Here is a 20,641-nt window from a genome sequence, read left to right as displayed (position 1 = left end):
GCCGGTACCTTCCAACGGACATTCCGGTTGGGTCAGAGGGCCTTTATAGGGAACAGAAAAAATTACGAATGTATGTTCGAAAAAACGCTTGGCAAACGTTCCAAAACAAGGTACAATTATAAATGTAAGAATTCCTTTATAATTATATTTAAGGATGTGAGCTGATTGTCAGATCGTCGTGCTGCGCTTGAAATGGCGCTTCGTCAAATAGAAAAACAATTCGGTAAAGGTTCGATCATGAAGCTGGGAGAATCCACCCATATGCAGGTGGAAATCGTCCCTAGTGGATCGTTGGCATTAGATATAGCACTCGGTACGGGAGGGCTTCCTCGCGGCCGGATTATCGAAGTATACGGGCCGGAATCTTCCGGTAAAACGACGGTGGCGCTTCATGCGATCGCCGAAGTTCAGAAAATCGGCGGACAAGCCGCGTTTATCGACGCGGAGCATGCGCTTGATCCCTCTTATGCCAACAAGCTTGGCGTAAACATTGACGAGTTGCTGCTGTCCCAGCCGGATACGGGCGAACAGGCGCTTGAAATCGCCGAGGCGCTCGTGCGCAGCGGCGCCGTGGATGTTATTGTTATTGACTCCGTAGCCGCGTTGGTTCCAAAGGCGGAAATCGAAGGTGAAATGGGGGATTCCCATGTCGGTCTTCAAGCCCGCCTCATGTCCCAGGCTCTCCGCAAATTGTCCGGTGCGATCAGCAAATCGAAGACGATCGCGATTTTCATTAACCAGTTGCGCGAGAAGGTTGGCGTTATGTTCGGTAACCCCGAGACCACACCAGGGGGCCGCGCCCTGAAATTCTACTCAACGGTACGCCTTGACGTGCGCCGGGTGGAAACGATCAAGATGGGCAATGATATGGTAGGTAACCGCACACGGATTAAAGTCGTCAAGAATAAAGTCGCACCTCCTTTCAAACAGGCGGAAATCGATATTATGTACGGCGAAGGGATCTCCAGGGAAGGCAGCATTATCGATATCGGCGTAGAGTTGGATATTGTGGACAAGAGTGGCGCCTGGTATTCCTATGCGGGTGAGCGCTTGGGCCAGGGGCGCGAGAATGCGAAGCAATATCTTAAAGAGCATGCGGAAATCGCCAATGCGATCGAACAAAAGATTCGTGAAGCCAGCAACCTGACGACTGCGGTGGCTCCTGCTTCGTCTAGCGACCTTGAAGCTGAAGCGCAAGAAGAGCAGGCGCTTTTCGAAGAATAATACATTTTTGCTGATGAAGCGCTCTGAGACCGGTATTTGCCGGAACAGAGCGCTTTTGTTTGGGATAGAGTTAAACATGGAGTAGGGGGCGGAACAGAAGATGCAGAGACGCTGGGGCGGAGGGGGAAGCCGGCATTCCCAAAACAGGGGGAAGGAAGAAGCAAGCGGGATCGTAGACATCTCGGAGGAAGGATTTTGGGAAGAAGACCGAGGCCGGCATTCCATAGAGCCGAAAACGGGTGGGGCTCAGACTTCCGGATCGGAAGCAGGCGGCATCGATAGCTTTCCGGAGGGTACCGAGCTGACGATTACTTCCGTATTGCTGCTGAAACGTCCCAAATTCCGTTACCGGATATCGTTCGGTCCTTACGCGCTGGAAGTCCATGAGGATGTCATGATTAAATACAGGATGATCAAGGGCGCGGTTTTTACCAAAAGCGAGCTGGAAGAGATCGTCCTCGCCGATGAAAGGCAGCGCGCCTATGCGGATGCGCTTCAATATCTCGGCCGGAAGCCGCGGACGGCTTATGAAATGACCATCCGATTAGGCGAAAAGGGATGGAACGAAGAGACAGTCGCCGGGGTCGTTGGCCGACTGACGGAAGAAGGGCTGTTGAACGATGCCGCATACGCCCAGGAATGGGCCGGACAGCGTGTTCGCAACCGCGGCAAGGGAAAGATGTGGGTCAAGCATGAACTACGCCAGAAAGGGATATCCAAGCCGCTGATCGAGGACGCCCTCGGGGCTGTCAGCGAAGAGGACGAATATGCGAGCGCCAAGGAGCTGGCCGTCAAGAAATGGCGGACGTCCACGGGGGAGGCGGCCGACAAGAAGCGGAAGACCGGTGCGTTTTTGCTGCGGCGAGGTTTTTCGGGCTCGTTGGTTTCCAGGGTGGTCCGCGAGCTTGCCCAGGGTGACGGACTGCACGAAGAAGAGGAGTGGGAGGATATCTAAGCGGGACGAGGAATGTGACATTCGCTTGACAATATCTTTCGCCAAATAATAAAATGAACATGAATCTATTTTTGTCGGGACCTTTTTTTCCTTCCAAAAATTCGGGGCCCGGAATGGATTCATTTTTTCAAACATGAAGGCCAATGTTCCGTTTGTGGCTGTTGTGGAATATGCATCATTCACACATGGAGAGCTTCGCCTAATCGGCCTGTAATGAATTCTTTGTATGATGATGATTGAGAAAATTACAACTGCAAACATCCCAAGGAATGCCTTGGAGGAAACAACGAGGAGGTGAACAGATGAATGCAGGAATCTGGATCGTTCTCGTTGCAGCCGCTTTATTCTTTGGGTTCGGGATCGGGTATTTTATTCGCAAATCTCTTGTTGAAGCTAAAATTTCCAGTGCGGAGAAAGATGCGGACTTAATCCTGGAGAATGCCAGGAAGGACGCGGAAGCACTGAAAAAGGAAACGGTTCTGGAAGCGAAGGACGAAGTCCATAAGCTGAGAACCGAAGCTGATAAAGACATTCGTGAACGTCGGAATGAAATTCAACGACAAGAAAGACGATTGTTGCAAAAAGAAGAGTCGCTGGATAAAAAATTGGAATCGCTGGAACGTAAAGAAGAGCAAGTGGCCGGCAAAGAGAAACGAATTGAAGAAACACAGCAGCAGATTGATCAGATTTACAAGAGTCAGGTTCAGGAACTGGAACGGATTTCGAATTTGACGATGGAGGATGCCCGCACCATTATTTTGAACAATGTGGAGCAGGAAGTTCGCCATGAAACGGCTCAGATGATCAAGGATATCGAACAGCAAGCGAAGGAAGAAGCGGATAAGAAATCACGCGAAATCATTACGCTGGCCATTCAACGCTGCGCGGCGGATCACGTTGCGGAGACGACGGTCTCGGTCGTTACCTTGCCGAATGAGGAAATGAAGGGACGGATCATCGGCCGGGAGGGCCGTAACATCCGGGCGCTGGAAACCCTCACGGGGATCGACCTGATCATCGACGATACGCCGGAAGCCGTCATTCTGTCGGGCTTTGACCCGATTCGTCGGGAAATCGCGCGCACGGCACTGGAGAAACTGGTGGCGGACGGCAGAATTCATCCGGCGCGGATCGAAGAGATGGTGGAGAAATCCCGTCGTGAAGTCGACGAACGGATTCGTGAATACGGGGAGCAGGCCACCTTTGAGGTCGGCGTGCATGCCTTGCATCCGGATTTGATCAAAATCCTGGGTCGTCTGAAGTTCCGGACAAGCTACGGACAGAATGTGTTGAAGCACTCCATGGAGGTGGCTTATCTGGCCGGTTTGATGGCTGGAGAGCTTGGTGAAGATATTACGCTCGCCAAACGCGCCGGGTTGCTTCACGATATCGGTAAAGCGCTTGATCATGAAGTGGAAGGATCTCATGTCGAAATCGGCGTGGAACTGGCTAAGAAATACAAAGAGCATCCGGTTGTCATCAACAGTATCGCCTCCCATCACGGAGATTGCGAAGCGACCTCGGTCATCGCCATGCTGGTCGGTGCGGCTGACGCCCTGTCGGCGGCAAGACCAGGCGCGCGCCGGGAAACGCTGGAAACGTATATCCGGCGTTTGGAGAAGCTCGAAGAAATATCCGAATCGTTCGAAGGCGTGGAGAAATCCTTTGCCATTCAAGCGGGCCGCGAGGTTCGCGTTATGGTGCAGCCTGAGAAGATCGATGACGCGGAAGCGTTCCGCCTGGCGAGAGACATTACGAAGACCATTGAGAGTGAACTGGATTATCCGGGACATATCAAGGTTACCGTGATTCGCGAGACGCGGGCGGTTGAATACGCCAAGTAAAGGTTATGCTGAAAAGTGGCCCCCTGCGGGCCGCTTTTTCATTCTAACGAGTATACGAAGACAGAGGAGGAAATACCATTAAAGTTCTGTTTATCGGAGATATAGTAGGGAACACGGGGCGAAAAGCCCTCAAAGAGACGCTTCCTCATTTAAAATCCAAATATAACCCGGATATCATTATCGCGAATGGGGAAAACGCCGCTTCCGGACGAGGCATCACGGCCAAAATCGCCAAGGAGTTTTTTGAGCTGGGCATTCACGGCCTGACGATGGGGAACCACACTTGGGACAATAAAGAAATTTTTGATTTTATCGATGATGAAGCGCGCATGGTGCGGCCCGCGAATTATCCGCCCGGAACGCCCGGGCAGGGACATACGGTAATCAAGGCAAATGGAAAAGAGCTGGCCCTTGTCAACTTGATGGGCCGCACCTTCCTGCCTCCGCTCGAAGATCCGTTCCGGATGGCGGACGAAATCGTGGGGAGCTTGTCCAAGAAAACGAAGTGCATCTTGGTTGACTTCCATGCGGAAGCCACCTCCGAGAAAATTGCGATGGGCTGGCATTTGGACGGGCGTGTGTCGCTGGTCGTAGGGACCCATACTCATGTGCAGAGCAACGATGATACCATTTTGCCGCAAGGAACGGCCTATCTAACGGATGCGGGGATGGTCGGTTCCCGGGAAGGGATTTTGGGGATGGAAAGGACGGCCGTATTGCGGAAGTTCACGACCCAATTGCCGGTTCGTTTTCAGGTATGTGAGGGCAAGTGGCAATTTCATGGATGCTTCGTTGAACTCGACGAGTCGACGGGCCGGGCCAAAAGCATCCAAAAGATACGCCTGCTGGAAGATGAGTGGATCATGAGCTGAACCGGTCGTAGTGACCCTGGGAAAAAAGAAGGAATTTTTTGAATTCCCCCGAATATCTTCTAAGTAGTGGGATCAATCAAACCATTATTCCCAGGAGGTACTTACCATGGAAGTATTAAAAGTTTCAGCAAAATCCAATCCTAACTCCGTCGCCGGTGCGCTTGCTGGAGTGTTAAGAGAACGTGGCGCTGCTGAACTACAGGCCATTGGAGCGGGTGCACTCAACCAAGCCATAAAAGCGGTAGCGATTGCCCGGGGATTTGTGGCGCCTAGCGGCGTCGATTTGATTTGCATCCCGGCCTTTACGGATATCGTCATCGACGGGGAAGACCGAACCGCGATTAAATTGATTGTAGAACCTAGATAATATAAGAAGTTTACGAATGAGGCCTGTTTACGCTAGAGTAAACAGGTTTTTTTGCATTGGTACGGCAAAAGAGGGTCATAGATTCGTGAGGGAGCGGAGGAGAAGGAAATGAAACCGGAAATATGGGATTTTCATTGTGATGTCCTTTGCAAAATGCAGATGGATGCGAGCTTGGATTTTCTCGGGGACAACCGGCTGGATGTGAATCTTGCGCGCATGGGTCAGGGCGGAGTGAAAATGCAATGTTTTGCGATTTTTTTATCGGAAAAACGGGGAAAGCCCAAGTTTGAATCCATTCTGGAGCAGCTCGAAATCTTCCGGCAAAAGGTCGTACCCAGAGGTCTGATGCCCATAACCACGGTTCAGGACCTCGATAGGGTGGAGGCGTCGGGGCAGCTTGGCGCCCTGCTCGCTTTGGAAGGGGTGGACGGCCTGGAAGCCAATATGCATTACCTGCAGCTGTGCTATGAACGGGGCGTGAGGCTTCTCGGGCTGACCTGGAATTATGGCAATTGGGCGGCCGACGGAATTCTGGAGCCCCGAGGGGGAGGGCTTACGCCGCAAGGCGTGGAACTGGTTAAAGCTTGCCACAGGTTAGGGATCATACTGGATGTATCGCATCTGTCGGTAAAAGGATTTTGGGAGGTGGCCGAACTGGCGGAAGAGGCCGGAATTCCCTTCCTCGCCTCCCATTCCAACGCCTACAGCGTCTGTCCGCATGTGAGGAACCTGCGGGATGATCAAATCAGAGCGATCATCTCCCTCGAGGGAAGAATCGGGCTAACATTTGTCCCCTGGTTTGTTAAGAAGGCGCCTCAAGTGAGCGCATCCGATCTTTTGCCGCACATCGATCATATTTGCAGTCTGGGTGGGGAGAACATCCTGATGCTCGGCTCGGATTTCGACGGGATCGATACCCATATCGAAGGTTTGAGACATGCCGGCCAGCTGAGGGAATTTGCCAATCTTCTTTTAAAGCACTATCCTGAAAACCTGGTTTATGGGTGGTTGTCCGGGAACGGGCGGACGTTTTTAAAAAAGTGGCTCCCTCAAAATAAGTAAGCGCTTTAATTGATCCAATTACGAGATTGATTTCATCGAAAACTACTATACGAAAAAGGGTAGAAAACGCTTGCTTTTTACACCCCGGAGACATAAAATTGACATGACTCTGAAACAGAATGTTCACAAATATCGGGGATTTCTATATGATCTCTCATAGGTTTTCATTCTGTTAGCACTACTATTCACTAAACTATGGTGCGATACATTAAAGGGGTGGGCGATCTTGATTAGTCAATTGTCTTGGAAGATCGGTGGACAGCAAGGGGAAGGCGTTGAAAGTACGGACCGGATTTTTTCGACGGCCTTGAACCGGTTGGGCTATTATCTGTACGGTTATCGGCATTTTTCTTCCCGTATTAAAGGCGGACATACGAATAATAAAATCCGGATCAGTACCAAGCCGATTCGCGCGATTTCCGACGACTTGGACATTTTAGTCGCTTTTGACCAGGAAAGTATCGATCTAAACGCGCATGAGCTCCGCAGCGGCGGGGTGATTGTAGCGGATGCCAAATTTAATCCGGTCGTTCCGGAAGGGACGGACGCGAAGTTGTTTGCGGTTCCGATTACGAGCATTGCGGAAGAACTGGGCACTTCGCTAATGAAGAATATGGTTGCTTCCGGGGCATCCTGGGCTCTCCTGGGATTGCCGCTCGAAGTATTCAATAAAGCGGTTGAGGAAGAGTTCGGCCGGAAAGGTCCGGCCATCGTCGAGAAGAACATCGAGGCGGTCAAGCGCGGTGCGGACTACGTTCTCGAGCTTGCGGGCGGGCCGCTGGAGGAATTTAAGCTGGAGCCGGCCGACGGCAAACAGAAGCTGTTTATGATCGGCAACGATGCGATCGGCTTGGGAGCCGTGGCGGCGGGATGCCGCATCATGAGCGCCTACCCGATCACACCGGCTTCGGAAATTATGGAGTATCTGATTAAGAAGCTGCCGAAATTCGGCGGCACGGTAGTCCAGACGGAAGATGAAATTGCGGCCATCACGATGGCGATCGGCTCCAGTTATGCTGGCGTACGTACGATGACCGCTTCGGCCGGACCGGGGCTCTCGCTGATGATGGAAGCGATCGGTCTTGCGGGGATGACGGAAATTCCGGTCGTGATCGTGGATACGCAGCGCGGCGGCCCGAGTACGGGTCTTCCGACGAAGCAGGAGCAGAGCGACATCAGCGCGCTCATTTACGGCACGCACGGGGAAATACCGAAGATCGTGCTGGCTCCGAGCTCCATCGAGGAGTGTTTCTACGATACGGTTCAGGCGTTTAACCTTGCGGATAAATACCAGGTTCCGGTCATTCTGGCTACGGATCTGCAGCTGTCGCTGGGCAAGCAATCCTGTGAAGGCCTCGATTTCGACAAGGTTCAAATCGACCGCGGGTACATCGTCAAGGATATCCCGGACCGCGAGGACTCCAGCATGTTTAACCGTTACGCCTTTACGGAAAACGGGATCTCCCCTCGGGTTCTCCCCGGTGAGAAGAACGGCATTCACCATGTGACCGGCGTGGAGCACGATGAAGCGGGACGTCCGTCGGAGAGTCCGATCAACCGGAAGAAGATGATGGATAAACGTCTCCGCAAGCTGGCGAAGCTGGAAGTGGAGAATCCGATCCATCTGCATGCGCCGCATGCCGAGCCGGATCTGCTGATCGTAGGTATGGGTTCGACGGGAGGAACGATCGATCAAGCTCGGTTGCGCCTGAACGGCGAGGGCATCACTTCGAATCATATGACGATCCGGCTGTTGCACCCGTTCCCGGTCGACGAGGTTCGGGAGCAAATGGAGAAGGCCAAGAAGATCGTGGTCATCGAAAATAACGCCACAGGTCAATTGGCCAATCTGATCAAATTGAATGTCGGACATCACGACAAAGTCGTAAATGTTCTTAAATACGACGGGAATCCGTTCCTGCCAGCGGAAGTGTTCGAAAGATGCAAAAACGCAGCCGGCAACAAAGCACAGGAGGAGTTGGTGAAGAATGGCAACCTTTAAAGAGTTCCGCAATAACATCAAACCGAACTGGTGCCCGGGATGCGGCGATTTCTCCATCCAGGCGGCTATCCAGCGTGCGGCCGCGGCGGTCGGGCTGGAGCCGGAAAACCTGGCTGTAATTTCGGGGATCGGCTGCTCCGGCCGCATCTCCGGTTACATTAACGCCTATGGTCTTCACGGCATTCATGGCCGCGCTCTTCCGATTGCCCAAGGCGTGAAGCTGGCAAACCGCGATTTGACGGTGATCGCTTCCGGCGGGGACGGCGACGGGTTTGCAATCGGCATGGGCCATACTGTCCATGCAATCCGCCGCAACATCAACATCACATACATCGTTATGGATAATCAGATTTACGGGCTGACCAAAGGGCAAACTTCTCCCCGCAGCGGAGAAGGCTTCAAAACGAAAAGCACCCCGGAAGGTTCGGTGGAATCTACACTTTCGCCGCTTGAAATCGCGCTGGCGTCCGGAGCGACTTTCGTGGCACAATCGTTTTCAAGCGATCTGAAGCAGTTGACTTCCCTCATTGAACAGGGGATTCAGCACGAGGGGTTCTCTTTGATCAATGTATTCAGTCCATGCGTCACTTTCAACAAGGTGAACACGTATGACTGGTTCAAAGAGAATATCATCAACCTGGATACAGTTCCGGATTATGATCCAAGCAACCGTGCCATGGCGATGGCTAAGCTGATGGAAACGGGCAGCATGATTACCGGTCTCATTTACCAGAACAAAGAGAAGAAGAGCTATGAGAATATGGTGCACGGCTTCAAACCCGAGCCGCTGGCCCATCAGTCCCTTCCTCTGGAGAAGAGCGAGTTTGACAATCTTGTTGCAGAATTCGTATAAGCGCAAAAAAGATGTCCTGCACCTGCGGACATCTTTTTGTTTTTGTTTGAAATAGGTGTATAATGGGTAACGATGTGAATCGTCATCGATATAGAGAATATACGAGGAGTGTTATAAACATGAGCAAAACTGTACCAGTCGGCGTTTCGGCACGTCATATCCATCTGACTCAAGAGCATATCGAAGCTTTGTTCGGAGCCGGTTATCAACTCACTGAGTTCAAACCGTTGTCCCAACCCGGACAATTTGCGGCAAATGAGACGGTTGCGGTCATCGGGCCAAAAGGGCAGTTCGACAAAGTTCGCATTCTGGGACCGGCACGTCCGGCTTCGCAATTGGAAATTTCCCGTACGGACTCATTTGCCATCGGCGTGAAAGCTCCGGTTCGTGAATCCGGGAATATTGAAGGAACACCGGGAATCAAGGTGAAAGGCCCAGCCGGTGAAATCGAACTCGAAAAAGGCGTGATCGTTGCGGCGCGTCATATTCACTTCCATACCTCCGATGCCGAAAAATGGGGCATCGCCGACAAGCAACTGCTGAAAGTGCGTCTGGGCGGAGAGCGCGGCCTTGTGCTGGAGAATGTCATTGCCCGCGTTTCGGATTCGTTTGCCTTAGACATGCATATCGACACGGATGAAGCCAATGCTGCCGGTGCCAACAATGGCGACACGGCCGAAATCGTTGAATAAATCTATAAGCATAAGCCTCCAAGGCTCGGAAGACCTCACTTTTCACAGCAGTGGGGTCTTTTTTACTATTCCGGCGATTCAGTAGACTTTATTTGATCCTCAAACAAGTCTATATATAACTCTCCATTTGCTTGGACTTGACATAGATTGACCTGTTCCGGGGATAATCCTTGTTGCTTCAACTGTTCGAAAAGCCAAGGCCGTTCCTTTCCGCTAGCCGCTAACTGAGCGTCCAGAATCTTTCCGTCCATAATGACGGTTTGAGGTTCGGAGGAAGCCGGCAGCTTGAGGCCAAGGTCGGAGGCGGTGAGGGGCTGATATTCTTTTTTTAACTTCATGTTGATACTCCCGTCGGGTTCGATCAGCGCAAATTCCACCTGGGCGGCCTCAAAAACATTCTTTTTTCTCAGTTGCTCGAGCAGCTCATCGTTTGTCAGTTTCTCCTTCCTCAGATTGCCCTCCAACACCTTCCCGTCTTTGATAAGAACCGTTGATGTGCTCTCAATCCAGGCGCGGGCTTTTTTGCTCTTGATTTGAATGTACTCGATGCCCAGCGAAACAAGAAACCAGACCACCATCGAAACGAGGCCCAAATACCAATCGGTGTCTACGTCCAGCGAAAGATAAGCGGTGATGCTTCCGATCGTAATCCCCGTAATATACTCAAAGAAGGACAATTGCGAAATCTGTCTCTTGCCGAGCAGTCGGGTCAAAATAAATAGAATTACAGCCGATGACAATGTTCTTAGAACGACTTCCAGCCATAGGGGCATTAGAGTTCCTCCGTTCTTTTTTTCGTAAGTAATTGATTTTACTTCAATTATGTACAATCGGCATGATTTTATTTAGGCAATACCTACCATACGCCCCTTGTTTCTGAGCCATCATCTGGATATCAACCATGAATCATGATATAATTTGGTGTAATGCATTTTTTGAAGTGTAAGTTGCGTATGAAGTGTGACAGTGAGATAGATAGGTAAGGGAGTGAGCCGACACCATGGCTAAGGAGACGAAGGATTACTCCAAGTATTTTGATTTCTCGGACGCCAAAGTCATTTCGGAGGACGAGCGGGGAAAGAAAATCAGAATTCGCGGAAGAGAGATCCAGATTCTTTCAGAACCGAATCACCGCGTCGAGAAGCAGCGCGGTAAAGAAGAAGTGCAAGTCTTATACGAGAACGCGGTTCCGGAGGAAATGAAGACGGTCGGAATCGGCAAACATTATATCGTATATACATTCGGCTGCCAGATGAACGAGCATGATTCGGAGACGATCAAAGGGCTTCTGGAACAGATGGGTTACACGCCTACGGAAGACCGCAAGGAAGCCGATATTATTCTTTTGAACACGTGCGCGATCCGTGAAAACGCCGAGGATAAAGTGTTTGGCGAACTGGGGCATCTGAAAGGATTGAAAACGGAAAAGCCCGGTCTTCTGCTCGGGGTATGCGGATGTATGTCACAGGAGGAAGGCGTCGTTAACCGGATTTTGCAGAAGCACGGTTTCGTCGATCTGATCTTTGGTACGCACAATATCCACAGGCTGCCTCACTTGATCCAAGAGGCCTTGTTCAGCAAAGAACTGGTGGTCGAAGTCTGGTCCAAGGAAGGCGACATTATCGAGAATCTGCCGAAGAAACGCGAAGGCATGCGCGCTTGGGTCAATATTATGTACGGCTGCGATAAGTTCTGCACCTATTGCATCGTGCCGTTTACCCGGGGCAAGGAACGCAGCCGACGTCCTGAGGATGTTATTGCCGAGGTGCGCGAGCTCGCCCGTCAGGGCTTCAAGGAAATAACGCTGCTGGGGCAGAATGTGAACGCTTATGGCAAGGATTTTACCGATATCAAATACACGTTCGCCAACCTGATGGACGATATCCGCAAAATCGATATTCCGCGCGTCCGGTTTACGACCTCGCATCCGCGGGATTTTGACGATCACCTGATTGAGGTGCTTGCCAAGGGCGGCAATTTGGTCGAGCATATTCATTTGCCGGTACAGTCCGGCAGCAGCGAAGTGCTCAAGAAGATGAGCCGGAAATATACGCGCGAGCAATACCTGGAACTTGCCCGAAAAATCAAAGCGGCGATTCCGAACGCCGTGCTGACGACGGACATCATCGTGGGTTTCCCCGGAGAAACGGAGGAGCAGTTCCAAGAAACGTTATCCCTGGTCCGGGAAGTACGTTACGATTCCGCCTACACCTTCATTTATTCGCCTCGGGAAGGTACGCCGGCGGCCGTGATGGAGGACAATGTACCAATGGAAGTGAAGAAGGAACGCTTGCAGCGGCTAAATGAAGTGATCAACGAATACAGCCGCCTGAGCAACGATACGATGCTTGGACAAGTGGTTGAAGTGCTGGTGGAAGGCGAAAGCAAGAACAATGCCGAGGTGCTGGCCGGACGGACGCGCAGCAACAAACTTGTTCACTTTGAAGGCGGCAAGGAGCTTATCGGCCAGTTTGTCAAGGTGGAAATCACAGACCCCATGACCTGGTATATCAAGGGGAATATCGTACCAGAGGCGGTCTCTCTGGCTTAACAGGCAGTCTTGTTCAGCGAATTTGTTTCTGTATGAGGAGGGAGAACCTTGGGAGAACAGCATCAGCATCATGATCATACGGATTGCGGGATACCGAAATTCGATTCCCGCGACCTCGTCATCCGTGAGGACATTATGTCGAAGGCAAAGGAATTGGCCAGCCTGATCGGCACCAGTGAAGAGGTCCGGCAATTTCAAAAAGCCGAGAAAATGATTCAGAATCACGAACGGGTACAGAATCTGATCAGTGCGATCAAGAAGAAGCAGAAAGAGATCGTGGCCTTCGAGTCGTTTCAGAACAAGGCGATGGTCGAAAAAATCGAACACGAAATCGAGGAACTCCAGGATGAGCTGGACAATATTCCACTGGTGTCCGAGTTCCAGCAAAGTCAAAGCGATATCAATTATTTGCTGCAGCTTGTCATCTCGGTCATTCGGGATACGGTTTCCGAAAAAGTGAATGTGGAGCAAGGCAGCGAGCCGGCAACGACTTCCGGCTATGGCGATTAATGAGGCAAGTCGGTGCGGGGGATTACTTCCGCACCTTTTTATTCATTCAGCGGTTGAATCGATGCCGGACATAATATAGGAATCCAAGGGGCAAGGTTCTACTCTACATAGCTGCCCAAATCAAGACGGAGGTATGCGATTCATGGATTGGAATGAAATTTTGCGTAAAGAAGAAAATTCGTTTTGGGGGCTGCTCGGCATGCGTATGATCTCGGCCGATCGCAACCGCGTAGAGCTTGGACTTACGGCGGGAGATTCCCATTTAAACTCGATGGGCATCGTTCATGGCGGAGTGTTGTCCTCCTTGATGGATCAAGCGATGGGCACATTGGTTGCCGTGATCAAGGACGGCGTCTTTGGCGTAACCACTCATTTGAACGTGAACTTTTTAAGCGCCATGCGTAAAGGGGAACTCGTGGCCTTGGCCTTTCCCGTACATGAAAGCCACCGGACGATGACGGTAAGAGCCGAGGTTCGTAATACCGAGGGAGTGCTTGGCTGTATGGCTACGGCTACCTTCCGGCTGCCCCGCCATACCGGAGCGTAATACACACTTTAGGCAATAAATTATTAATTGCATGAAATAGATGGAACGCCAGCTCGGTTAACCTGCGGGGCGGGCGTTATCAAATACTGATGTGGTGATTCGTATGAGCAATGAGGGACAGCAAGCCCAATCGAATGATGAAGTTAAGACCTACCGGACACCGGACGGCATTCCGGCGGATATCGTGATGTTTACGCTGACGAGGCAGGAACGTAAAGCTTCGACCAAATCGCTGCCGCGCTTCGATCTCAAAGTGATGCTGATCCGCCGCCGGAGCTGGCCTTTTGCCGGAGCTTGGGCGCTGCCGGGCGGCTTTTCCCAGGAGGATGAATCCTTATATGAAACGGCCCGGCGCGAACTGAAGGAGGAGACGGGCGTCGACGGGCGCCATCTGGAATATTTGGGCGTATACAGCAAGCCGGGACGGGATCCGCGGGGCTGGATCATTTCGCACGCTTTTTTTGCCTTGGTCGAGGAATGGGTGCTCGAGAAACGCCAGTCCGCCGATGACGCTCAAGAGGTCGGGCTGTTCACCGTTGAGGAAGCGTTGGAGGAACTTGACCTGGCGTTCGATCACCGTGAAATCTTGGAGGATGCTTACCGGAGGATTCAGCAGCAAATGTTGCAAACGACGATCGCCAAGCAATTTTTGCCTCCTCATTTTACGCTGGGAGAACTATACCAGGTGATTCAAACCGTCGTGCCCGATTTCGCCGAACTGAATTTTATCCGGAAGATCACCTCGACCCGAAGCCGCCAGGGAATCCTGGAGGAAGTGCGGGACGAGAACGGCAAGCCGATGCTCTCCAACCAATATTCACAGCGGCCGGCACAGTTATACCGTTTTACCGACTACACGCCTCGGCTTTCCATTTACACCTAGAGCTCAGGCACTTCACGTTTTACACGCCAGGAGAGGAAGAGAGAGAACCATGCGAAATGAACATTTGGCGCTCCATACCGATAAATACCAGATCAATATGATTTACGCCCACTGGATCAACGGTACCCATGAGCGCAGAACTGTCTTTGAGGCCTATTTTCGCAAGCTGCCCTTCGGCAACGGATATGCGGTGTTTGCGGGCCTGGAGCGGATCGTGGAGTACATCCGCCATCTTCGCTTTACGGAGCGCGATCTGGGTTATCTCGCCCGGCAGGAAGAGAATTACAGGCCGGAATTTTTGGAGCTGCTGCGGAATTTCCGGTTTAAAGGCACGCTGTTATCCTATCAAGAAGGGGACCTCTGTTTTCCCAATGAACCGTTGATCCGGGTGGAAGGCTCGATCATGGAGACGCAGCTGGTGGAGACGGCTCTGCTTAATTTTATGAATTTTCAGACGCTCATCGCCACCAAGGCCTCGCGGGTCAAACGGGTCGCGGAGCGGGACGTGCTGCTGGAATTCGGCTCGCGCCGGGCCCAAGAGGCCGATGCGGCGGTTTGGGGAGCCCGGGCCGCTTATATCTCCGGCTTCGATGCAACCTCGAATCTGCTGGCCGGCGAGACGTTCGGGATTCCGACGAAAGGAACGCATGCGCATTCCTGGGTGCAGATCTTCGATTCCGAGCAGGAAGCGTTCGAACTCTATGCCAAGGCGCTGCCGGATTATGTTTCCCTGCTCGTGGATACGTTTGACACGCTGGAAAGCGGGGTTCCGCACGCCATCAAGACGGCCAAACAGCTCGAAGCGATCGGCAAACGGCTGAGCAGCATCCGGCTCGACAGCGGCGACCTGGCGTATCTCTCGATCCAGGCCCGGAAAATGCTGGATGACGCGGGCTTGGATTACGTAAAAATCGTGGCGTCCAACGACCTGGACGAAAACACGATTTTTAACCTGAAGGCCCAGGGAGCGAAAATCGATATTTGGGGCGTGGGAACCCAGCTCATCACGGCGGCGGATCAGCCGGCATTAGGTGGGGTTTATAAACTGGTGGAGCGCGAGCGGAACGGGGTGATGGAACCGACCATCAAAATCTCCGGCAATCCCGAGAAAGTGACCTCGCCGGGCAAGAAGGATGTTCTTCGCATCGTAAGCAAGGAGAGCGGGAAAGCGATTGCGGATTACGTCTGCTTCCCTCATGAGGAGCAGGCCCGGAAGGGCGGAAAGCTGAGATTGTTCGATCCGGTCCATCCTTATCTGAAAAAATCGGTCAATAATTACGAAGCGGTGCCGATGCTGCAGCCGATTTTCGTGGAGGGAGAATTAATTTACGAACTTCCGACACTGGAAGAAATCCGCAATCATCACAAGGCCCAGTTGAACATGTTTTGGCCCGAATATTTGCGCAAGTTGAATCCGGAAATCTACCGGGTCAACCTGAGCCAGGAAGCTTGGGAACTCAAACAGAAAATGATCGAGGAACGTATGAACAATTTGGATGAATGAGATACATGGGAACAAAACAAAATAATGGAGCGGCTTCATACCAAGCCGGCTATACCCATAAAGCGAGTTAGACGGGATTGTCTCCCGTTCGGACTCGCTTTTTTTCGTATATAAATATTTCTCGGGAAAGCGCAGAAATCGAGTTTTTAGGAGCGGTTTTTCCCGCCTGTTTCGACAATGAGAGCTTTTCGTGACAACCCGTTGCAAACAGCCTGTTTGAGATTGTCCATATGACATTTGTTACATTCATCACACCCTTACTGTGATAAATTGAAACATTAAGCAAGGCTTATTTTTTTGTGACTTATTTTACTATTTCAATGTCGTTATGATTTCGAAAGACCGCGAAGAAGGGAGTCAAGCGCGTGGTACAATTGCCGAAACTGAACGAATTGGGTTTTTATGAAATCCGCCTGGAATCTATTGGAGGGCTGGGGGCCAACCTGGCCGGAAAAATGCTGGCCGAAGCCGGTGTGGAAGGTGAGGGACTGAACGGGGTCAGCTTTTCTTCCTACGGCTCGGAGAAGAAGGGATCTCCGGTCAAGGCGCATATCCGCTTTTGCGATTTGGACACGCCGATCCGCGATACCTCCCCGGTGGAAAGGCCGCATCTTGTAGGAATTTTTCAAGAAGCGCTGGCGAAAACGGTCAACGTGATCAGCGGGATTTACGAGGACAGCACCGTACTGGTGAACTCCCGCAAAACGCCGGAGCAGCTCAAGGAAGTTATGAAGCTTGCGGGCGGCACGATTGCGGTAGTGGATGCTACGGGAATCGCGCTCGAGGAGAAGAATCGGGTCAACATGGCCATGCTCGGCGCCTTGTTCCGTCTGTGCCCATTCCTCGATCCCGAGACGATGAAGAGCGTCATTCGCAAATCGTTGGAGAAAAAATACCCGCAAACGGTGGCTCCGGCTTTGGCGACATTCGACCGGGGATACCAGGAAGTGGCTTTTCAGACTTTCGCACTGCCGGAAGGCGTGACTATGCCGGAATTCGTCCGCGCCGACACACCGGTGCTGGGCTACGAAACCCAACCGCTGGGCGGGCTCGTTTCCAATCCGGGAAACAGCATTCTGAAGGATCTGAGCATCTCCCGTTCCGGAATGATGCCGCATTTCAAAGAGGAATCCTGCATCCATTGCGCCCAGTGCGATAACGTCTGCCCCGACAATTGTTTTGTTTGGAAGGAGCTTCCCGACAAGAAGGGGCGTTTGCAAATGTTTTTACAGGGGATCGATTATCAATACTGCAAGGGCTGCCTGAAGTGCATCCACGCCTGCCCGACGGACGCGTTATCCGGCGAGCGGGAAGAGGACGGGTACGCGGAGGAGCACCGGGTTCCTCATATATTTGATTTAGCGGTTCAATAATTTTTTTTGGAAAGGGCGGTATACCTAGATGGCGATAAACATGGAAAAAGAACGCAAGCAGGCCAAAGTGGAGCAACGCGTCGTTTACGAGTCGGGTAACGAGATGGCGGCTTACGCCGCCCATCAGATTAACTATCATATCATGGGGTACTTTCCGATTTCCCCCTCCACGGAGGTTGCCCAATTCCTCGATTTGATGAAGGCGAGCGGACAGCATGATATCAAGTTGATCCCGTCGGACGGTGAACATAGCTCCGCGGGGATCTGCTACGGGGCATCGACGGCCGGCGGGCGCGTATTTAACGCCACCAGCGCCAACGGCTATATGTATATGCTCGAGCAAATGCCGGTGCAATCCGGAACACGGTTTCCGATGGTCATGAACCTGGTCTGCCGTTCCGTATCGGGACCGCTGGACATTCACGGGGATCATTCGGACCTGTATTTTGCCTTGAACACGGGTTGGCCGATTTTGATGTGCCGGGATCCGCAGGCCGTTTATGACATGAATATTCTGGCGCTCAAGCTGGCGGAAGATCCGGAAGTCCGGCTCCCCGTGCTCGTCGCCTCGGACGGCTATTTTACGTCGCACCAGAAACGTCGGGTTCACACCTTTGCCCACCGGGAAGACGTGCTGAAATTTGTGGGAGAGCGGCCGCCGGCCGGATTCCCGCAGACACTGGACCGGAACAACCCGATCACGGTAGGTCCTTACATGAATGAACCGGATTATATCAACAACAAATACCAACAGTCCCAAGCGATGTACAAAGCGGAGGCCGTGTTCGAGCGGATCGCCGGTGAATATGCCGAATTGACCGGGCGCGAATATCCGATGCTGGATTTGTACCGGATGGAGGATGCGGAGGTCGCTGTATTTCTTATGAACTCCGCCTCCGAGATCATCAAAGATGTGGTGGACGAATTGCGGAGCCAAGGCATCAAGGCGGGATCGATCGCGCCGAACGTAATCCGTCCGTTCCCGCAGCGGCAAATCGCGGAGGCGCTTAAATCGGTCAAAGCCGTTACCATCGGCGACCGGGCTGATTCTTACGGGGCGTACGGCGGCAATATGAGCAATGAAATCAAGGCGGCGCTGTTTACTTTCGGCAACCGGACCACGCAGGTCATCAGCCGGGTGTATGGGCTGGGCGGCAAAGAGTTCTATGCCGAAGACGGGCTCCACTTCTTCTCGCTGGCCATGGAGGCGGCCGAGAAAGACCGGGTTGACGTGCCGTTTGATTATTACGGACATACGCCGGGCGATGCGAGCAAAACTCCGAAGCGGGTCCTCCAACCGCTGCGCTTCGAGGATCTGAAAACCGGGCTGATTACCGTGACGCGCAATGAGGAGACCGGAAAGCTCGGCGTGCGTATTCCTCCGCTCCGGGCGTTGACCAAGAAGCCGAAACGGATTGCGCCGGGCCACGGCGCCTGTCCGGGCTGCGGTATTTTCTCCGGGCTGGAGCTATTCTTTAAAGGGATTGAGGGTGACATCGTGGCTTTGTTCCATACCGGCTGCGCCATGGTTACGACCACCGGATATCCGTACTCTTCCCACAAGGCGACCTATATCCATAACCTGTTCCAAAATGGGGCGGCCACCTTGTCGGGCGTGGTGGAGATGTTCTGGGAACGCAAGCGCAGGGGGGAACTGGACGATCTCGGGCTGAAGGATGATTTCACCTTTGTCATGGTCACCGGAGACGGCGGCATGGATATCGGCATGGGCCCGGCGATCGGGGCGGCGCTCCGCAATCACCGGATGATTATCATCGAGTACGATAACGAAGGCTATATGAATACGGGGGCTCAACTGTCCTATTCCACACCGCTTGGTCACCGGACCTCGACATCCAATATCGGGGGAGCGCAGCAGGGCAAGGTGTTCCACCATAAGGATACGGCGCAAATTATGGCGGCAACCAACATTCCGTACGTGTTCACGGGCAGCGAGGCTTATCCCCAGGACCTGGTGAAAAAAGCGGCCAAAGCCCAATGGTACGCGCAAAATGAAGGCCTGGTTTATGGTAAAATATTGATAGCCTGTCCGCTCAACTGGATCAGCAAGGATGACGAAGGCACGAACATTGTGGACGCGGCCGTAAGTTCCTGCTTTTTCCCGCTCTACGAAGTGGAACATGGGCAAACAAGTATCACATATAATCCGGAGGAAAAGGGCAAGCGGGTTCCGTTGACCGACTGGCTGAAAACGATGGGCAAGACCCGTCATTTGCTAAAGCCGGAAAACGCGGAAGCGCTCCGGGCTATAGAAGGGGAAGTGGAACGGCGCTGGCAGATTCTGCTGGCGAAGCATGAACATCCGTTCCTGTGAGTATCGATTCAAAATTTACAAGGACAGGTATGACTCGAGGAGGAAGCACCTTGGAGAAATTTCAAGCTTTTCGTGTGCATCAGGATGAACAAGGCTTTCGGTCGGGGGTGGAATGGATTACCCTGGAGGATCTTCCGGAAAGCGACGTCACGGTGGAAGTACATTACTCCAGCGTGAACTATAAAGACGGGCTGGCTTCGATTCTGGACGGAAAAATCGTCCGCAGGTACCCGTTTATCCCCGGCATCGATCTGGCCGGGGAGGTCAAGGAATCCCGGGACGAGCGGTTTCGCCCGGGAGACCTTGTGCTCTGCACGGGCTATGGGCTGGGGGTAAGCCATGAAGGCGGCTATGCCAAATATGCCCGAGTCCCCGGCGAATGGCTGGTACGGCTGCCGGAGAGATTGTCGCCGCTGGAGGCGATGGCCATCGGCACAGCAGGATTTACGGCGGCGCTGTCGATCGAGCGGCTGCTGGCGAATGGGCTTCGCCCGTCCGGCGGACCGGTGCTGGTCGCCGGGGCCACGGGCGGCGTCGGCAGCATGGCCGTGAGTATGCTGGCCAAACTCGGCTTTGAGGTGACCGCCGTCACGGGCAAAACGGACGTAGCCGGGAAGCTGCAATCTCTCGGTGCCGCCGAGGCGTTGAGTCGCGAGGAAGCGGCTTCCGGCGCCAAAGGTGCCCTCGGCAAGGAACGGTGGGCCGCCGTGGTTGACCCCGTAGGCGGGGAGGTCACCGGCGACCTGCTCAAAAGCGTGAAGTACGGCGGTTCCGCCGCCTTGTCCGGGATGGCTGCGGGCGGGAGTTTCGACGCCACTGTTTATCCGTTTATTTTGCGGGGAGTGAACCTGCTGGGGATCGACTCCGTCTTTTGTCCGATGGATCTCAGACAAGAGCTTTGGAGTAAGCTGGCGGGCGAGTGGAAGCCGGAGTCGGCCTTTAAGGACTGGGTTACGGTATCCCCGCTTGACGGCCTTCCGGGGGCTTTGACCACCATACTGGGCGGCAAGGCCATCGGGCGCCAGGTGATCAAGCTGGTATAATCCGCCCAAGGCCGAGCCATTCTA

General features: G+C 52.9%; 18 protein-coding genes. 17 read left to right on the top strand and 1 reads right to left on the bottom strand.

Features of this window, described 5'->3' with window-relative positions; all coding sequences use genetic code 11:
- Window positions 1–165: 165 nt before the first annotated feature.
- The 9 genes from recA to pduL all read left to right on the top strand — a co-directional run bounded on the left by recA (window position 166) and on the right by pduL (window position 9,871).
- Complete coding sequence (gene recA / locus V4U84_RS00935; protein ID WP_334072919.1) at window positions 166–1,224, top strand: recombinase RecA; 1,059 nt, start codon at window positions 166–168, stop codon at window positions 1,222–1,224.
- Window positions 1,225–1,324: 100 nt separating this feature from the next.
- On the top strand, window positions 1,325–2,179 hold the full coding sequence (locus tag V4U84_RS00930; RefSeq protein ID WP_334072918.1) for a regulatory protein RecX: 855 nt from the start codon (window positions 1,325–1,327) through the stop codon (window positions 2,177–2,179).
- Window positions 2,180–2,481: 302 nt separating this feature from the next.
- Window positions 2,482–4,023: a ribonuclease Y gene (gene rny / locus V4U84_RS00925; RefSeq protein ID WP_334072917.1), complete on the top strand. Its 1,542-nt coding sequence runs from the start codon at window positions 2,482–2,484 to the stop codon at window positions 4,021–4,023.
- 77 nt (window positions 4,024–4,100) lie between these two features.
- Window positions 4,101–4,895 (top strand): TIGR00282 family metallophosphoesterase, encoded by a 795-nt coding sequence (locus V4U84_RS00920; protein ID WP_334073369.1) that lies wholly within the window; start codon window positions 4,101–4,103, stop codon window positions 4,893–4,895.
- Between the two features lie 106 nt (window positions 4,896–5,001).
- Window positions 5,002–5,262 (top strand): stage V sporulation protein S, encoded by a 261-nt coding sequence (locus V4U84_RS00915; RefSeq protein WP_006286829.1) that lies wholly within the window; start codon window positions 5,002–5,004, stop codon window positions 5,260–5,262.
- 108 nt (window positions 5,263–5,370) lie between these two features.
- Entirely contained in the window at window positions 5,371–6,324 is a 954-nt protein-coding gene (locus tag V4U84_RS00910; protein WP_334072916.1) for a dipeptidase, read from the top strand.
- A gap of 226 nt (window positions 6,325–6,550) precedes the next feature.
- Window positions 6,551–8,326 (top strand): 2-oxoacid:acceptor oxidoreductase subunit alpha, encoded by a 1,776-nt coding sequence (locus tag V4U84_RS00905; RefSeq protein WP_334072915.1) that lies wholly within the window; start codon window positions 6,551–6,553, stop codon window positions 8,324–8,326.
- Window positions 8,313–9,179, top strand: a complete 867-nt coding sequence (locus V4U84_RS00900) for a 2-oxoacid:ferredoxin oxidoreductase subunit beta (RefSeq protein ID WP_334072914.1) — start codon at window positions 8,313–8,315, stop codon at window positions 9,177–9,179. The genes V4U84_RS00905 and V4U84_RS00900 overlap by 14 nt, the downstream gene beginning before the upstream one ends.
- A 119-nt stretch (window positions 9,180–9,298) precedes the next feature.
- Window positions 9,299–9,871, top strand: coding sequence for a phosphate propanoyltransferase (gene pduL, locus V4U84_RS00895; protein WP_334072913.1), 573 nt, complete (start codon window positions 9,299–9,301; stop codon window positions 9,869–9,871).
- Between the two features lie 65 nt (window positions 9,872–9,936).
- On the opposite strand, the gene V4U84_RS00890 is transcribed toward pduL, so the two are convergent.
- On the bottom strand, window positions 9,937–10,644 hold the full coding sequence (locus V4U84_RS00890; RefSeq protein WP_334076599.1) for a DUF421 domain-containing protein: 708 nt from the start codon (window positions 10,642–10,644) through the stop codon (window positions 9,937–9,939).
- 227 nt (window positions 10,645–10,871) lie between these two features.
- Between V4U84_RS00890 and miaB the strand changes: the two genes are divergently transcribed.
- From miaB to V4U84_RS00850, 8 genes are all read left to right on the top strand, one after another.
- The gene (gene miaB, locus V4U84_RS00885) at window positions 10,872–12,422 is read left to right on the top strand and encodes a tRNA (N6-isopentenyl adenosine(37)-C2)-methylthiotransferase MiaB (protein ID WP_334072911.1); all 1,551 of its coding nucleotides are present in this window, start codon (window positions 10,872–10,874) and stop codon (window positions 12,420–12,422) included.
- A gap of 48 nt (window positions 12,423–12,470) precedes the next feature.
- On the top strand, window positions 12,471–12,932 hold the full coding sequence (locus V4U84_RS00880) for a YlbF/YmcA family competence regulator (protein ID WP_334072910.1): 462 nt from the start codon (window positions 12,471–12,473) through the stop codon (window positions 12,930–12,932).
- A 142-nt stretch (window positions 12,933–13,074) separates the two neighbouring features.
- Window positions 13,075–13,479: a PaaI family thioesterase gene (locus V4U84_RS00875; RefSeq protein WP_334076598.1), complete on the top strand. Its 405-nt coding sequence runs from the start codon at window positions 13,075–13,077 to the stop codon at window positions 13,477–13,479.
- A gap of 103 nt (window positions 13,480–13,582) precedes the next feature.
- Window positions 13,583–14,362: an NUDIX domain-containing protein gene (locus V4U84_RS00870; RefSeq protein ID WP_334076597.1), complete on the top strand. Its 780-nt coding sequence runs from the start codon at window positions 13,583–13,585 to the stop codon at window positions 14,360–14,362.
- 49 nt (window positions 14,363–14,411) lie between these two features.
- The gene (locus tag V4U84_RS00865) at window positions 14,412–15,866 is read left to right on the top strand and encodes a nicotinate phosphoribosyltransferase (protein ID WP_334072907.1); all 1,455 of its coding nucleotides are present in this window, start codon (window positions 14,412–14,414) and stop codon (window positions 15,864–15,866) included.
- 365 nt (window positions 15,867–16,231) lie between these two features.
- Window positions 16,232–17,239, top strand: a complete 1,008-nt coding sequence (locus V4U84_RS00860) for a 2-oxoacid:acceptor oxidoreductase family protein (protein WP_334072906.1) — start codon at window positions 16,232–16,234, stop codon at window positions 17,237–17,239.
- Window positions 17,240–17,267: 28 nt separating this feature from the next.
- Window positions 17,268–19,574, top strand: a complete 2,307-nt coding sequence (locus tag V4U84_RS00855) for a thiamine pyrophosphate-dependent enzyme (protein ID WP_334072905.1) — start codon at window positions 17,268–17,270, stop codon at window positions 19,572–19,574.
- A gap of 50 nt (window positions 19,575–19,624) precedes the next feature.
- Complete coding sequence (locus V4U84_RS00850; protein ID WP_416367195.1) at window positions 19,625–20,617, top strand: acrylyl-CoA reductase family protein; 993 nt, start codon at window positions 19,625–19,627, stop codon at window positions 20,615–20,617.
- Window positions 20,618–20,641 lie beyond the last annotated feature (24 nt).

The organism is Paenibacillus sanfengchensis (assembly GCF_036864765.1).
Classification (GTDB): Bacteria; Bacillota; Bacilli; order Paenibacillales; family Paenibacillaceae; genus Fontibacillus; species Fontibacillus sanfengchensis.
The sequence above is the reverse complement of the archived record's forward strand: the minus strand, read 5'-3'. Positions and strand labels throughout refer to the sequence as shown.

Excerpts from the sequence above, each read along its gene's own strand:
- miaB (WP_334072911.1), top strand. The coding sequence starts at position 10,872 with ATGGCTAAGGAGACGAAGGATTACTCCAAGTATTTTGATTTCTCGGAC.
- V4U84_RS00900 (WP_334072914.1), top strand. The coding sequence starts at position 8,313 with ATGGCAACCTTTAAAGAGTTCCGCAATAACATCAAACCGAACTGGTGC.
- V4U84_RS00915 (WP_006286829.1), top strand. The coding sequence starts at position 5,002 with ATGGAAGTATTAAAAGTTTCAGCAAAATCCAATCCTAACTCCGTCGCC.
- V4U84_RS00890 (WP_334076599.1), bottom strand. The coding sequence starts at position 10,644 with ATGCCCCTATGGCTGGAAGTCGTTCTAAGAACATTGTCATCGGCTGTA.
- V4U84_RS00865 (WP_334072907.1), top strand. The coding sequence starts at position 14,412 with ATGCGAAATGAACATTTGGCGCTCCATACCGATAAATACCAGATCAAT.
- V4U84_RS00855 (WP_334072905.1), top strand. The coding sequence starts at position 17,268 with ATGGCGATAAACATGGAAAAAGAACGCAAGCAGGCCAAAGTGGAGCAA.
- V4U84_RS00910 (WP_334072916.1), top strand. The coding sequence starts at position 5,371 with ATGAAACCGGAAATATGGGATTTTCATTGTGATGTCCTTTGCAAAATG.
- rny (WP_334072917.1), top strand. The coding sequence starts at position 2,482 with ATGAATGCAGGAATCTGGATCGTTCTCGTTGCAGCCGCTTTATTCTTT.
- V4U84_RS00870 (WP_334076597.1), top strand. The coding sequence starts at position 13,583 with ATGAGCAATGAGGGACAGCAAGCCCAATCGAATGATGAAGTTAAGACC.
- V4U84_RS00930 (WP_334072918.1), top strand. The coding sequence starts at position 1,325 with ATGCAGAGACGCTGGGGCGGAGGGGGAAGCCGGCATTCCCAAAACAGG.
- V4U84_RS00875 (WP_334076598.1), top strand. The coding sequence starts at position 13,075 with ATGGATTGGAATGAAATTTTGCGTAAAGAAGAAAATTCGTTTTGGGGG.
- pduL (WP_334072913.1), top strand. The coding sequence starts at position 9,299 with ATGAGCAAAACTGTACCAGTCGGCGTTTCGGCACGTCATATCCATCTG.